General features: G+C 70.0%; 10 protein-coding genes. 1 reads left to right on the top strand and 9 read right to left on the bottom strand.

From position 1 onward, the window contains the following. From Q7A36_RS07865 to Q7A36_RS07825, 9 genes are all read right to left on the bottom strand, one after another. Window positions 1-930: an ABC transporter permease gene (locus Q7A36_RS07865; protein ID WP_305103125.1), complete on the bottom strand. Its 930-nt coding sequence runs from the start codon at window positions 928-930 to the stop codon at window positions 1-3. Continuing rightward, a complete protein-coding gene (locus tag Q7A36_RS07860) occupies window positions 930-1,871 on the bottom strand; it encodes an ABC transporter permease (protein ID WP_305103124.1) in 942 nt (313 codons plus the stop codon). Before Q7A36_RS07860 ends, Q7A36_RS07865 begins: the two co-directional genes overlap by 1 nt. 21 nt (window positions 1,872-1,892) lie before the next feature. Then, window positions 1,893-3,494 carry an ABC transporter substrate-binding protein gene (locus tag Q7A36_RS07855; RefSeq protein WP_305103123.1) on the bottom strand — a complete coding sequence of 534 codons (1,602 nt, stop codon included), beginning with the start codon at window positions 3,492-3,494 and terminating at the stop codon, window positions 1,893-1,895. 190 nt (window positions 3,495-3,684) lie between these two features. Continuing rightward, window positions 3,685-5,265, bottom strand: coding sequence for an ABC transporter substrate-binding protein (locus Q7A36_RS07850; protein ID WP_305103122.1), 1,581 nt, complete (start codon window positions 5,263-5,265; stop codon window positions 3,685-3,687). Between the two features lie 74 nt (window positions 5,266-5,339). Further along, window positions 5,340-6,914: an ABC transporter substrate-binding protein gene (locus Q7A36_RS07845; RefSeq protein WP_305103121.1), complete on the bottom strand. Its 1,575-nt coding sequence runs from the start codon at window positions 6,912-6,914 to the stop codon at window positions 5,340-5,342. A gap of 3 nt (window positions 6,915-6,917) precedes the next feature. Beyond that, a complete protein-coding gene (locus Q7A36_RS07840) occupies window positions 6,918-8,495 on the bottom strand; it encodes an ABC transporter substrate-binding protein (protein ID WP_305103120.1) in 1,578 nt (525 codons plus the stop codon). Then, window positions 8,492-10,072 carry an ABC transporter substrate-binding protein gene (locus Q7A36_RS07835; RefSeq protein WP_305103119.1) on the bottom strand — a complete coding sequence of 527 codons (1,581 nt, stop codon included), beginning with the start codon at window positions 10,070-10,072 and terminating at the stop codon, window positions 8,492-8,494. Before Q7A36_RS07835 ends, Q7A36_RS07840 begins: the two co-directional genes overlap by 4 nt. Before the next feature lie 13 nt (window positions 10,073-10,085). After that, a complete protein-coding gene (locus tag Q7A36_RS07830; RefSeq protein ID WP_305103118.1) occupies window positions 10,086-11,684 on the bottom strand; it encodes an ABC transporter substrate-binding protein in 1,599 nt (532 codons plus the stop codon). A gap of 82 nt (window positions 11,685-11,766) precedes the next feature. Then, entirely contained in the window at window positions 11,767-13,356 is a 1,590-nt protein-coding gene (locus tag Q7A36_RS07825; RefSeq protein WP_305103117.1) for an ABC transporter substrate-binding protein, read from the bottom strand. Window positions 13,357-13,685: 329 nt separating this feature from the next. Here Q7A36_RS07825 and Q7A36_RS07820 point away from each other — a divergent pair, with 329 nt between their 5' ends. Next, window positions 13,686-14,171: a GtrA family protein gene (locus Q7A36_RS07820; RefSeq protein WP_305103116.1), complete on the top strand. Its 486-nt coding sequence runs from the start codon at window positions 13,686-13,688 to the stop codon at window positions 14,169-14,171. Window positions 14,172-14,251: the final 80 nt, after the last annotated feature.

The raw sequence follows: 14,251 nt of genomic DNA, 5'->3' as shown, positions 1-14,251 counted from the left end.
TCAGATCCTCTTCGCCATGCGCGGGTCGAGCGCGTCGCGCAGGCCGTCGCCGAGCAGGTTCACGGCGAGGACGGTGATGGACAGGAAGACGGCGGGGAAGAAGACGATGTAGGGCTTGACCTGCCAGAGCGCCCTGCCCTCCGCCATGATGTTCCCCCAGGAGGGGATGATGGGCGGCGTGCCGGCGCCGATGAAGGAGAGGATGGCTTCCGTGATCATCGCCGCGGCGCAGATATAGGTCGCCTGCACGGTGATGGGCGCCAGGGTATTGGGCAGGATGTGCCGCCAGATGATGGCCGGCGTGCGCGTGCCCGCGGCGACCGCGGCTTCCACATAGGGCTGCTCCCGCAGCGACAGCACCACGCCGCGCACGAGGCGCGAGACGCGCGGGATCTCGGCGATGGTGATGGCGATGATGACGTTCTGCACGGAGCCGCGGGTCAGCGCCATCAGCGCGATGGCCAGCAGGATCGGCGGGATGGACATCAGCCCATCCATCACCCGCATGATGATGGCATCAGCCATCCGGATATAGCCCGCGACCATGCCGATCGCGAGGCCGACGACGGAGGCGAGGATCGCCACCGAGAAGCCGACGATGAGCGAGACGCGGGCGCCGTACAGCACGCGCGAATAGACGTCCCGGCCCAGCATGTCGGTGCCGAACCAGTACATCGCCGAGGGCTCGCGCGTCCGCCGCGCCGGCGCCAGCGCCGTCGGATCGACGGTCCAGAGCAGCGGCGCGAAGATGGCGACCAGCACCATCAGCAGCAGCAGGAAGGCGCCGATCGCCATGGTCGGATGCCGGCGGATGAAGCCGAGGAGGCCCTTCCGCGGCCTCACCGGCGGCATCACGTCGGGCATCGGCGTGGCGGCCGCGACGTCCTGTTGCGTGGCGGCGGGCGGGGAGAGGACGGTCGCGGAGGCCATCAGTACCGGATCCTCGGGTCGAAGAGGGTATAGGCGAGGTCGATCAGCAGATTGACCAGCACATAGACGAAGCTGAACAGCAGCACGACGCCCTGGATGACCGGGTAGTCCCGCCGCAGGATCGCATCGACGGTCAGCCGGCCGAGGCCGGGGATGGCGAAGACGCTCTCCGTCACCACGGCGCCGCCGATCAGCAGGGCGATGCCGATGCCGATGACGGTCACGATCGGCACGGCGGCGTTCTTCAGCGCGTGCAGGAACAGGATGCTGGTCTGCCCCGCCCCCTTGGCGCGCGCGGTGCGGATGTAGTCCTGCTGCAGCACCTCGAGCATGGTCGCGCGGGTGATGCGGGCGATGAGCGCGATATAGACGCCGCCGAGGGCGATCGCCGGCAGGATCAGGTTCTCGATCCACGGGAAGAAGCCGTTGCTGAAGGCGGTGTAGCCCTGCACCGGCAGCCAGTCGAGCTCGAGCGCGAAGACATAGGCCAGCAGGTAGCCGACGACGAAGACCGGCACGGAGAAGCCGAGCACCGCGAAGGCCATGACCGCGCGGTCGATGATGGTGCCCTGCTTCCAGGCCGCCAGCACGCCCATCGGCACGGCGATGCCGACGGCGAGCAGCAGGGTCAGGATCATCAGCGACAGCGTCGGCTCGATCCGCTGCGCGATCATGGTGGTGACCGGCAGGTTGGTGAAGATCGAGGTGCCCATGTCGCCGTTGAGGATGCCCCAGACCCAGGCGCCGAAGCGCACGAGATAGGGCCGGTCGAGGCCGAGCGAGGCGCGGATGCGCTCGACATCCTGCGGCGTCGCCTGGTCGCCGGCGATCACCGCCGCCGGGTCGCCCGGCGCGATGTAGAGCAATGAGAAGACGAAGAGCGCGACCAGCGCCATCACCGGGATGGTGGCCAGCACGCGGCGGATGATATAGGCGAACATCGTGTCAGTTCCCCGCCTGCGTCACGCCTTGCTCACCCCCCAGGGCACCGGGAAGGGGCCCTTGGCGATGCCCGAGACGTTCGAACGCCAGGCCTGGTAGGTCAGGAAGAAGCCGGTCGGGACATAGAGCACGTTCTCGACCGCAGCCTTGTTCAGCCGCGCGATGGCGGCCTTCTCGGCCTCAAGATTCGGGGCGTCGAACCAGTTCGCCACCTCGGTCTCGACCGCCGGGATGTCGGGCCAGCCGAACCAGGCCTTCTCGCCATTGCCGCGGATGGCGATGTAGACGGCCGGGTTGATGCAGTCGGCGCCGGCATGCCAGGAGTGGAACATGCTCCAGCCGCCCTGCCCCACCGGGTTCTTCATGGCGCGGCGCTGGCCGGTGGTGCCCCAGTCGGTCGCCACGAAATCCACGTTGAAGCCGATGCGCTTCAGCAGGTCGGCGGTGACGTCGCCCTGCGCCTTGGTGATCGGCTGGTCCTGGGCGACGATGCAGGGCACCGGCTCGCCCTTGTAGCCGCTCTCGGCCAGCAGGCGCTTCGCAAGGTCCATCTTCGGCGGGCCCTTCAGCATCTCGCCGCCCTCTTCGGTATAGAGGGGCGTGCCGGGGGTGAAGTAGCCGCCGAGCGTCTTCCAGAGATTGTTGTCGTCGCCCACCAGGGCGCGCATGTAGTCCTCCTGGCTCAGCGCCGCCAGGACCGCCTGCCGTGCCTTCAGGGTGTTGAAGGGCGTGGTGGTATGGTTCATCCGGAAGGTGCCGATATTGCCCAGCGGATCGGCGATGTCGACGCGGATGTTGCGGTTGCGCTTGAGCGTCGGGACGAGGTCGGTGATGGGATTCTCCCACCAGTCCACCTCGCCGTTCTGCAGCGCGGCGGAGGCCGTGGCGGGATCGGGCATGACGAGCCACTCGATGCGCTCGACCAGCATGCGCTTCCCGCCAGCGAGCCAGCTCGCCGGCTCCTGCCGCGGCTGGTAGTCGGCGAAGCGCTCGAACACCGCCTTGGCGCCCGGCACCCATTCGTCGCGCTTGAAGCGCATGGGGCCGGAGCCGATGTATTCGTTGATCTGCTGGAAGGGATCGGTCTTGGCGATCCGCTCCGGCATGATGAAGGCCATGGGCGTGGAGTTCTTGCCCAGCGCCATCAGCATCTTCGGGAAGGGCTTCTTCAGCACCCAGCGGAAGGTCCGGTCATCGACCGCGACCAGGTCCTGCTGCAGCGCCTTCAGCATCAGGCCCATGGAATCGCGCGCGGACCAGCGGGTCAGGCTGGCGACGCAGTCCTTGGCCAGAACCGGGCTGCCGTCATGGAATTTCAGGCCCGGCCGCAGGCGGAAGGTCCAGGTCAGGCCATCGGCCGAGACCTCCTCGGACTCCGCCATCTGGCGCTGCGGGCGAAGCTGCTCGTCGAAGCCGTAGAGCGTGTCCCACACCATCACGGCGGCATTGCGGACGACGTATTGCGTGCCCCAGATCGGGTCGAAATTCGCCAGATTGGCCTGCGGCACGAAGCGCAGCGTGCGCGCGGCGGCGCCCTGGGAGAGCGCCGGCGCCGGCAGCCCACCGCACAGGGCCAGGCCACCGGCCGCGGCGCCGGCCTTCAGGAACGTCCTGCGATGCATCCCTCGTCTCTCCCAGCATCCCCCCGGGCGCCTCCTACGCGCCCGGTTTCGTGCCAGCCTGCCTCAGCCTTGGGCAGCGCGCCAGCACCCCCGAAGGGAGGCCAAGGGGCGGGCCGCGACCGGGCGAGGGCTGGCCCGAACTCGATGCCAGGACTTGCACGCGGCATGCCATCCATGCCGCGCTGCGGCATCAGCCGCGGCGGACGCTCCAGAACACCGCCGGGCCGCCGGTGACGATGCCGGTCAGGCTGCGGCGATAGGCCATGGGCGGCCGCAGCAGGCCGAGCGGGACGAAGGGCGCCTCCTCCCAGACCAGGGCCTGCATCTGCTCGGCGATGCGCTTCTCGGCCGCCTGGTCGGGCGCCTCGAACCAAGCCTCGCGCAGCGCCTCCCGCCGCGGGCTGCTCGCCCAACCGAACCAGCCCTCGGTGCCGTTGCCGCGCAGAGGTTGATGGCTGCCGGGGACGGAGACGTCGAGCCCTTCCCAGGTCGTGACGAAGATGTTCCAGCCGCCCTGCTCCGGCGGCTCCTTCTTCGCGCGGCGCTGCACCAGCGTGCCCCAGTCCATCACCTGCGCATCGACATTGAAGCCGATCCTTTTCAGCGTATCGGCCGCGACCTCCGCCATGGCGTTCAGCGTCGGGAAGTCGCTCGGGACCAGCAGGACCACCTTGCGGCCGTCATAGCCCGCCGCGCGCAGCGCGCGCTTCGCGGCATCGAGGTCGCGCGGGCCGGTCAGCGCCTCCAGCCCCGCCTCATTCGCCAGCGGCGTGCCCGGCGTGAAGGCACCGGCCGGCACCTGCCACAGCGCCGCATCCTCGCCGAGCGCGGCCTGCATGAAGCTCTTCTGGTCGATCGCGGGGAAGACCGCGCGGCGGATCTCCGGCCTGTCGAAGGGCGGGTGCAGGTGGTTGAAGCGCAGCATGCCGAGCGCCCCGGCGGAATTCACCACCTCCACGGCGATGTCGCGATTCTTCCGCAGCAGCGGCAGCAGGTCGGCCAGCGGCGTCTCCCACCAGTCCACCTCGTTGTTCTGCAGCGCGGCCGCGGCGGTCGCCGCATCGGGCATGATCCGCCACTCCACGCGGTCGAAATGCACCTGCTTGCCGCCGGCCAGGAAATCCGCCGGCTCGTCGCGCGGGACGTAATGCGCGCTCCGCTCATAGGCGGCGAGGCTGCCGGGCACCCATTGGCTGGCACGGAAGCGGAAGGGGCCGCTGCCGACATACTCCGTGATCTGCTGGAACGGGTCCGTCTTCGCGACACGTTCGGGCATGATGGCGCAGAGATTGGCGGAGGGCTTGCCGAGCGCCCAGGCGAGGCCCGGCCAGGGCTTCTTGAGGACGATGTCGAACTTGTTATCGGCAGTCGCCCGCATCTCCTCGAGCAGCGCGTTGAGCCGCTGCCCAAGCACGTCGCGCTTCGACCAGCGCGCGACGGAGGCGATGCAGTCCTGCGCCCGCACCGGCTCGCCGTCATGGAAGCGGAGATCGGGGCGGAGCGTGATCGTGTGCGTCAGGCCGTCGGAGGAGACCTCGTGCCCCGCCGCCATCTGCGGCCTCGGCTGGTAATCGTGGCCGAGGCCGAACAGCGTGTCGTAGACCATCAGCGCGTGGTTCCGCGCGATGACGGTGGTGGTCCAGATCGGATCGATATTCGCCAGGTTGCCCTGCGGCACGAAGCGCAGCGTGCGGGCGCTGGTCTGGGCCGAGGCCAGCCGCGGGGCGGCGAGCATGGCGGGGGCGGCTTGCAGCAATATGCGGCGGCGCATCGTTCTTCTCTCCGGCAGCGCCGCGGGTCCCGGCCGCCGCGCACCGGTTCCCTAGCCCCGCCGGGGCCGCCGGTTCAACCCTTGGCGATGTTCCAGAAGACGGTCGCCGGCGCGCGGAAGGCGCCGGTCACGGTCCGCCGCCAGGCCGAGGGCTGCCAGTAGAAGCCGAGCGGGATATAGGGCAGCACCTCCATGGCGCGGCGGTTCAGCGCTTCCGCGACCCGCTTCTGCCCGGCGAGGTCGGGCGCGTCGATCCAGGCCTGGCGCAGCCGCTCGATCTCCGCGTCGCGCGGCCAGCCGAACCAGGCATTGTCGCCATTCGCGCGCAGGAAGAGGTGATAGACCGGCAGGGAGAGCGACTGGCCGGAGGAGGTGGTGTGGATGATGCTCCAGCCCCCCTTCTCCACCGGCTCCTTGCTCACGCGGCGCTGCACCAGCGTGCCCCAGTCGGTGGAGACCAGTTCCAGGTTCATCCCCATGCGCGTCAGCAGGTCGGCGGTGACGAGCGAGAGGGCGTTGATCTGCGGATAGTCGCCGGGCGCGACCAGCACCACCTTCTCGCCGGCATAGCCGGCCTCCTTCAGCGCGGCGCGGGCCTTGTCCACGCTGCGGGTCTTCAGGATGTCGCTGCCGGCCTCGTTCGCCAGCGGCGTGCCGCAGGTGAAGACGCCCTCGCAGGCCTCCCAGCCGTCCTTCTCGTTGCCGGCGACCGCGCGCAGGTAGTCGCGCTGATCCACCGCCATGGCGAAGGCGCGACGGATGGCGGGATTGTCGAAGGGCGGCTGCAGGTGGTTGAAGCGGCAGATGCCGTAGGTGCCGTCCAGCAGGCGCTGCTCCACCACCACCTCGCGGCTGCGGCGCAGCAGCGGCAGCAGGTCGTGCAGCGGGTATTCCCAATAGTCCTGCTCGCCCGTGACCATGGCATTGGCCGCCGTCGCGGGATCGGAGATGATGGTCCATTCCACGCGGTCGAGGCGCGGCGCGCGGCCGCCGGCGAGGCCGTCCACCGGCTCCTGCCGCGGGACATAGCCGTCGAACTTGGTCCAGACCGCGCGCTGGCCGGGATTCCATTCGTTCGCCACGAAGCGGAAGGGACCGCTGCCGATGGCTTCGCGCACCTGCTGGAAGGCGTCGGTGCCGGCGATCCGCTCCGGCATGATGAAGCAGGGGAACTGCGTCTGGCCCAGCGCCATCAGCAGCAGCGGCAGGCGCTTGTGCAGGCGGATGCGGAAGCGCCGGTCGTCCAGCGCCGTGACCTCGGCGACGGAGGGCCAGAGGACCTGCGCGAAGGGATCGCGGCGCGACCAGCGCCGGATGCTGGCGACGCAATCCGCCGCGCGCACCGGCTCGCCATCGTGGAAGCGCAGGCCTTCCCGCAGGGTGAAGGTCCAGGCGAGGCCATCCTCCTCCTCGCGCCAGCCCTCCACCATCTGCGGCCGGATCTCGCCGCTGGCATCCTGGGCGCAGAGCTGGTCATAGACCAGGAAGGCGTGGTTGCGGGTGACGACGGCGGTGGTCCAGACCGGATCGAGGCTGGTCAGGTTGGCCTGCGGCACCACGCGCAGCGTGCGCGCGGCACTGCCTTGCGCGAAGGCAGGCGCGGCGAGCGCCGCGGCCAACGGGGCCTGCAGCAGGGTGCGGCGGTGCATGCGTCAGGCCCTCCGGATGCCCCAGAAGATGGCGAAGCCCTTCACCCGGTCGAGGAGCGTCCGGCGATGGGCGGTGATCGAGTAGTAGGCGCCGGTCGGGATATAGGGCAGGCCCTCCATAGCCGCGGCCTGGATCCGTCGCGCGATCGCCTGCCGCGCGGCGAGGTCCGGCGCCTCCAGCGAGGCCGCGCGCAGCCGCTCGACCTCCGGCAGGTCCGGCCAGCCGGGCGCCGCGGCATCGCCATCCGAGCGAAGCTGGAGGTGCGTGACAGGGTTGATGAAGTCCATGCCCGAGGTGGCGAAGCAGGCCAGCGACCAGCCGCCCTGGTCGAGCGGCCCCTTGTTCATCCGCCGCTGCGCGACGGTGCCCCAGTCCGTCAGCACGATATCGGCATTCACCTCCAGCCGCCGCAACAGGTCGGCCGCGACCTGCGCTTGGGCGGTGGTGGAGACGATGTCGGTGGTGCCCAGCAGGCGGATCGGCTCGCCCCTGTAGCCCGCCTCCTTCAGCGCCTGCCTCGCCCGCTCGATGCTGCGGGGGCCCTTCAGCGGGCCGAGTCCCTCGTCGCTGGCATAGGGGCTGCCGGGGGTGAAGAAGCCGACGCCCGTCTCGTATTTCGCCGGGTCGGGCCCGACGATCGCCGTCATGAAGTCCTCCTGGCTGATGGCATGCAGGAAGGCGCGGCGGATCGCGGGGTTGTCGAAGGGCGGCTGGCGATGGTTGAAGCGGAACTGCCCGGGCAGCGGCAGCGGGTCGATCGGCTCCAGCAGCAGCCGGCGGTCGCGGCCGAGCAGCGTCTGGATCTCGGCCGGCATCTGCTCCAGCCAGTCGATCTCGCCCGCCGTCAGCGCTGCCGCGGCGGTGCCGGCATCGGGGATGATGGACCACTCCACGCGGTCGAAATGCACCAATTTCGGGCCGGCGGTCAGGCCGCTGCCGCCGCCCGGGCTCGGGACATAGTCCGGGTTGCGCTCCCAGACCGCGCGGGCGCCCTGGCGGAACTCCGACAGGACGAAGCGGAAGGGCCCGCTTCCCGTCGGGTCGCGGATCTGCTGGAACGCATCGGTCGCGGCGATGCGCGCCGGCATGATGAAGGGCTGCGGGTTGGACGGCACCGCGAGCGCGTCGATCAGCAGCGGGAAGCGCGACGTCAGGCGGAAGCGGAAGCGCCGGTCGTCCAGCGCCGCCAGTTCCTCGGTGCGCGCCGCCAGCACCTGGCCCATGGGGCTGCGCCGCATCCAGCGCCGCAGCGAGACGACGCAATCCTCCGCGCGGACCGGTTCGCCATCGTGGAATTTCAGCCCGTCGCGGAGGGTGATGGTGACGCTGCGGCCGTCCTCCTCCTCCAGATGCCCGGCCGCCATCTGCGGATGCGCCCGGAACTGGTGGTCCACGCCATAGAGCGTGTCGTAGACCATGTAGCCATGGTTGCGGATGACGTTGGAGGAGATCGCGATCGGGTCGAGCCCGCCGAGATCCGCCTGCGGCACGAAGCGCAGCACCCGCGCCTGCGCCTGGGAATGGGCCGGGGCGGCGAGCGCCGCGCCGCCGGCGGCCAGCAGCGCGCGGCGTCCGATCATGTGCGCCTCAGGTTCCAGAACAGCGCGAAGCCGGGCACCCGCCCCGTCAGGTTCCGCCGCAGCGACGTCATGGCGGTATAGGCGCCGACCGGGATATAGGGCAGATCGTCGAGCGCGGTGAGCTGGATCTCGCGCGCGATGCGGCGCTGCGCCTCGAGGTCCGGCGCATCGAACCAGGCATCGCGCAGTTCCTCCAGCCTCGGCATGGTCGGCCAGCCGAACCAGCCGTTCAGACCATTGCCGCGCAGCGGGTAGTTGTTGGCGGGATCGGCATATTCGAAGCTGGCCGAGGCCGTCAGGAAGACGCTCCAGCCGCCCTTGTCCAGCGGCTCGCGGCTCGCCCGGCGCTGCACCACGCTGCCCCAGTCCGTCAGGACGAAATCGAGATTGACGCCGAGCCGGCGGAACATGTCGCCTGCCACCTGGGTGAGCGCCGCCGGAGCCAGGATGTCGGTCGGGCCGATCAGGCGGATGAGCTGGTTGTCGTAGCCGGCCTCCTTCAGCATCGCCTTGGCGCGGTCGATGCTGCGCGGGCCGGTCAGCACCTCCATCCCCGCATCCGTCACCAGCGGCGTGCCGGGGGTGAAGATGCCCATGGTCTCGTAGAGCGACGGGTCGGTGCCGACGATCGCCTGCATGAAATCCACCTGGTTGATCGCCGGCAGCAGGGCCTGGCGCATCCGCTTGTCGTTGAAGGGCGGATGCAGGTGGTTGAAGCGCAGCAGCGCGGGATTCTTCAGCCGGTCGATCGGCTCCACCGAGATCTGCCGGTTCCGTCGCAGCAATTGCTGGATCTCGGGCGGCGGCTGCTCGTACCAGTCGATCTCGCCGGTCTGCAGCGCGCCGGCGGCGGTCGCGGCATCGGTGATGATGTGCCACTCGATGCGGTCGAAATGCGCGTGCTTGGGGCCGGCCAGCAGGCTGGGCTCGCCCTGCTCCACCGGCCGGTAGTCCGGGTTGCGCTCATAGGCGATGAAGCTGCCGGAGTTGTATTCGCGTGGCAGGAAGCGGTAGGGGCCGCTGCCCACCACCTCGCGGACCTGCTGGAAGGCATCGGTGCGGGCGAGGCGCTCCGGCATGATGAAGGCGGCGGGGTTGGAGGGCGTGGCCAACGCCTCGAGCAGCCGCGGGAAGGGACGGCGCAGGCGCAGCCGGATGCGGCGGTCGTCGGGCGCGGTGATCTCCTCCAGCACCGAGGCCAGCTTCTGCCCCAGGCTGTTGCGCTTCATCCAGCGCTGGAGCGAGGCGACGCAGTCCAGGCCGCGCACCGGCTCGCCGTCGTGGAAGCGCAGCCCCTCCCGCAGGGTGATGGTGCAGAGGCGCCCGTCCTCCTCCATCACATGGCCGGCCGCCATCTGCGGCTGTGGCCGGAATTGCTGGTCCACGGCGTAGAGCACTTCATGGACCATCCAGGCATGGTTGCGCGTGACATTGGCCGTGGTCCAGATCGGATCCAGGCTGGTGAGGTTGGCCTGCGGCACGAATTTGAGCACGCGGCTGCCCGCTTGCTGGCCGATCGCAAAGCTCGGCAGCGCCGCCGCCGCGGCGGCGCCGGCCAACAGGTCACGTCGACGCATCGCCATCTCCCGGTCAGGCGGTCTTCTTCAGGCTCCAGAACAGAGGCATGCCCTTGGGCACGTCCACCAGGCTGCGCCGGAAGGCCGTCGGCTGGAAATACTGGCCGAGCGGCAGGGTCGGCGCCTCCTCGAAGGCCACCGCCTGCATCTCCCGTGCCACCGCCTGCTGCGCCGGCAGGTCCGGCGCGTCGAACCAGCGCTGCCGGAGCGCCTCCAGCCGCTCGGAACTCGACCAGCCCCACCAGCCATCCTTGCCATTGCCGCGCATCGGCTGGTTGACGCCGGGATTGATGTTGTCGAGCCCGGTCCAGAAGGTGAAGAAGAGGCTCCAGCCGCCCTTCTCCGGCGGCTCGCGGCTCGCCCGCCGCGCCACCACGCTGCCCCAGTCCGTGGCGACGAAATCGACGTTCATGCCGCAGCGGCGCAGCATGTCGTTGCCGACCTGCCCCAGCGCGTTCAGCGTGGGGAAGTCGGTCGCGGCCAGCAGCACCACTTTCTCGCCCTTGTAGCCCGCGGCCTCGATCTCCCGCTTCACCCGGTCGTAGTCGCGCGGGCCGCGCAGCACATCCAGGCCGGCATCGCTCGCCAGCGGCGTCTCCGGCGGGAAGAAGCCGACCTCGTCGCGCCAGAGGCTGCGGTCGGTGCCGGTGACCGCGGTCATGTAGTCGGCCTGGCTGACGGCGCCCATCAGCGCGCGGCGGATGCGCGGGTTGTCGAAGGGCGGATGCAGGTGGTTGAAGCGACCCCAGCCGAGCAGCCCGGTCGGGTTCGGCATGTCGATCACGATCTGCCGGTTGCGCTTGAGCAGCGGCATGAGGTCGGAGGTCGGCACCTCCCACCAGTCCATCTCGCCGTTCTGCAGCGCCGCCGCGGCGGTGGAAGGATCGGGCGTCACGATCCATTCGACGCGGTCGATGTTCACGCGCTTGGGGCCGGCGGTCCAGCTCGGCGTGCCGGATTCGCGCGGGGCATAGTCCGCGAAGCGTTCGTAGACGAAGCGGCTGCCCTGCACCCGCTCATCCGCCTTGAAGCGGAAGGGCCCGCTGCCGGTCATCTCCGTGACCGGCTTCGAGGCATCGGTCTGCGCGATCCGCTCCGGCATGATGAAGCAGCAGGGCGTCACCAGGCTGCCCAGCGCCTCGGCCAGCAGCGGATAGGGGCGCTTCAGGCGGAAGACGATGCGGCGGTCGTCCGGCGCCGACATCTCCTCGAGCCGTGCGACGAGTTCCTGCCCCAGCGGGTGCCGCCCGGCCCAGCGGCGGATGGAGGCGATGCAGTCCCGCGCCCGGACCGGCTCGCCATCGTGGAACTTCAGGCCCGGCCGCAGCGTGACGGTCCAGCGCCTGCCGTCCTCCTCCACCACATGGCCCTCGGCCATCTGCGGCGTGCTCCGGAACTCTGCATCCATGCCGTAGAGCGTGTCGAAGACCAGGAAGCCGTGGTGCCGGGTGACGTAGGCGGTGGTGATGTGCGGATCGAGGATGCCGAGGTCGGATTGCGGGATGAACTTCAGCACCCGCGTGCCGGCCGGCTGCGCCAGGCCGGGCGAGGCCAGCGGCGGGGCGGCCAGCGCAAGGCCCGCCCCGCCCAGGAGAAGATCGCGTCGCAGCATGGCCCAGGCTCCCGGCATCCTTGGCGGGAGTAGACCACGGGCCGCCGCCGCTTTCCAGGCGGGGCGGCGGCACCGTGGCGGGTCAGGCCTTCCGGACGCTCCAGAACAGCGGCATGCCGTTCAGCACGCCGCTGATGCTGGTGCGGTAGGCCCATGGCTGCAGGTAGCTGCCGACGGGGATGTAGGGCACTTCCCGGAAGGCCTCGACCTGGATCTCGCGCGCGATCCGCTGCTGCTCCGCGAGGTTCGGCGCGTCGAACCACTGGCTGCGCAATTCCTCCACCTTCGGCATGGTCGGCCAGCCCGGCCAGGCCGCGAGACCATTGCCGCGCAGGCCGAGATGGCCGGCCGGGCTGAAGAAGTCGAGCCCGGTGAAGAAGGTGAGGAAGATGTTCCAGCCGCCCTGGTCCGGCGGGTTGCGGTTGGCGCGCCGCGTGACGATGCTGCCCCAGTCCGTCGCCACGAAGTCCACGTTCATCCCCGACTTCTGCAGCATGTCGAGGCAGACCTGCCCGAGCGCGTTCAGCGACGGGAAGTCGGTGGCGCAGAGGAGGACCACCTTCTCCCCCTTGTAACCGGCTGCGGCGAGGTCGCGCTTGACCTTGTCGTAGTCGCGCTTGCCCTTCAGCGGCTCGAGCCCGGCCTCGGACGCGAAGGGCGTGCCGGGCGGGAAGAAGCCGACATTCTCCTTCCACATGCTCGGGTCGGTGCCGATCACCGCCGTCATGTAGTCCGCCTGGCTGCAGGCGCCGAGCAGGGCGCGGCGGATGGCCGGGTTGTCGAAGGGCGGCTGCAGGTGGTTGAAGCGGCAGAGGCCGAGCAGGCCGGTGGGGTCGTAGGTCTCGACCTTCACGTTGCGGTTGCGCTTCAGCAGCGGCAGCAGGTCGGCCGTCGGCTGCTCCCACCAGTCCATCTCGCCGGACTGCAGGGCGCCCGCGGCGGTGGAGGCATCGGGGATGACGGTCCACTCGACCCGGTCGACATTCACCACCTTCGGCCCGGCGGTCCATTCGGCAGTGCCGCCCGGGCGCGGCAGGTAGTCGGGGTTGCGCTCGTAGACCAGGCGGCTGCCCGGCACCCGCTCATCCGCCTTGAAGCGGAAGGGGCCGGAGCCGAGGTTCTCCTTGATGGCGGTATTCGCGTCGGTCTGCGCGATCCGTTCCGGCATGATGAAGCAGACCGGGCTGCCGGGCTTGGCCAGCGCGTCGAAGAGCAGGGCGAAGGGCTTCTTCAGCCGGAAGACCAGGGTGCGGTCGCCGGTCGCCGAAAGCTCCTCGGTCGCCGCCGCCAGGGCCTGGCCCATGGCGTCGCGCTGCCACCAGCGCCGGATGCTCGCGACCGCGTCCTTCGCCAGGACCGGCTCGCCATCGTGGAATTTGAGGCCCTGGCGCAGGGTGATGGTGACGCGCCGGCCCTCCTCCTCGACCAGATGGCCCTCGGCCATCTGCGGCTGCGGCTTGAACTGCGCGTCGATGCCGTAGAGCGTGTCGTAGATCAGGAAGCCGTGGTGGCGGGTGACATAGGCGGTGGTCAGGATCGGGTCGATCACCGCCACATCCGCCTGCGGGATGAATTTCAGCACCCGGCTTGCGGCGGGCTGCGCCAGGGCGGGCGCGGCGAAGGGCATGGCGGCGGCTCCCGCGCCGCCGATGAGGAAGCTGCGACGATGCATGATCCCGGTTCCGTCAGTGAAGCCGGGGAAAGGCAAGCCCGATACGCGCCGGTTGCGCAAGGGGGCGTGAGGCTCGCCCGTGCTTCGCGCGAGGGTCCCAGGGCTGCCGCATCGCCGTCACATCCCCAGGCCAGACTCGGCGGGGAAGGAGACCCGCGCATGCCGCCACCGCCGCCCTCCCGCGGCCCGGATTGCCGCATTCCATGCTGCGCCGCGGAACGTGACGCGTAACGTGCCGCGTCTGGCCGATAAGCGCCCCTTCGTCACCGCGGCGTGGTTTGTTCGCGCGCGGGGCGGCCGGTAGATCATTCGCTAACGAGATGCATGAGATGACCGCCCTTCCGCTCTCCGAACATCCAGCCCTGACGAGCCTGACCCAGCGCCTGGGGCCGGCGCGCGTCGCCCTCCTGCTGCAGTTCTTCCGCTTCGGCATGGTGGGCACCATCGGGTTCCTGGTGGATGCCGCGCTCCTGCTCGCCGCCCTCGCGCTTGGCCTCGGGCCCTGGCTCGGGCGGGTCCTGTCCTATCTGATCGCCGCCACCACCACCTACATGCTCAACCGTGCCTGGACCTTCCGGGGCACCAAGAGCGACCAGCCGGTGCGGCAATGGGCGCTGTTCCTGCTGGTGAACCTGGTGGGATTCGCCTGCAACTACGGCACCTATGCCGCACTCATCACGCTGGTCCCCTTCGTCGCCGCGAATCCGGTGCTCGGCGTGGCCGCCGGCTCGGTGGCCGGCCTGGCGGGGAACTTCGTCCTGTCGCGACGCTTCGTGTTCGGCCAGGGCGGCGGCGGCCGTCCGTCCCCAAGCTGAAGGACGGCGCCCATGCGCGTGCTGACCGCTTCCTGTGTCCCACCTCACAGCGCCGCCGGCGCGGGGCCTTATGTATGCAC

This window comes from Paracraurococcus lichenis (assembly GCF_030657435.1).
GTDB lineage: Bacteria > Pseudomonadota > Alphaproteobacteria > Acetobacterales > Acetobacteraceae > Paracraurococcus > Paracraurococcus lichenis.
The sequence above is the reverse complement of the archived record's forward strand: the minus strand, read 5'-3'. Positions and strand labels throughout refer to the sequence as shown.

Coding starts and splice junctions, on each gene's coding strand:
- Q7A36_RS07865 (WP_305103125.1), bottom strand. CDS start 930: ATGGCCTCCGCGACCGTCCTCTCCCCGCCCGCCGCCACGCAACAGGAC.
- Q7A36_RS07860 (WP_305103124.1), bottom strand. CDS start 1,871: ATGTTCGCCTATATCATCCGCCGCGTGCTGGCCACCATCCCGGTGATG.
- Q7A36_RS07855 (WP_305103123.1), bottom strand. CDS start 3,494: ATGCATCGCAGGACGTTCCTGAAGGCCGGCGCCGCGGCCGGTGGCCTG.
- Q7A36_RS07850 (WP_305103122.1), bottom strand. CDS start 5,265: ATGCGCCGCCGCATATTGCTGCAAGCCGCCCCCGCCATGCTCGCCGCC.
- Q7A36_RS07845 (WP_305103121.1), bottom strand. CDS start 6,914: ATGCACCGCCGCACCCTGCTGCAGGCCCCGTTGGCCGCGGCGCTCGCC.
- Q7A36_RS07840 (WP_305103120.1), bottom strand. CDS start 8,495: ATGATCGGACGCCGCGCGCTGCTGGCCGCCGGCGGCGCGGCGCTCGCC.
- Q7A36_RS07835 (WP_305103119.1), bottom strand. CDS start 10,072: ATGCGTCGACGTGACCTGTTGGCCGGCGCCGCCGCGGCGGCGGCGCTG.
- Q7A36_RS07830 (WP_305103118.1), bottom strand. CDS start 11,684: ATGCTGCGACGCGATCTTCTCCTGGGCGGGGCGGGCCTTGCGCTGGCC.
- Q7A36_RS07825 (WP_305103117.1), bottom strand. CDS start 13,356: ATGCATCGTCGCAGCTTCCTCATCGGCGGCGCGGGAGCCGCCGCCATG.
- Q7A36_RS07820 (WP_305103116.1), top strand. CDS start 13,686: ATGACCGCCCTTCCGCTCTCCGAACATCCAGCCCTGACGAGCCTGACC.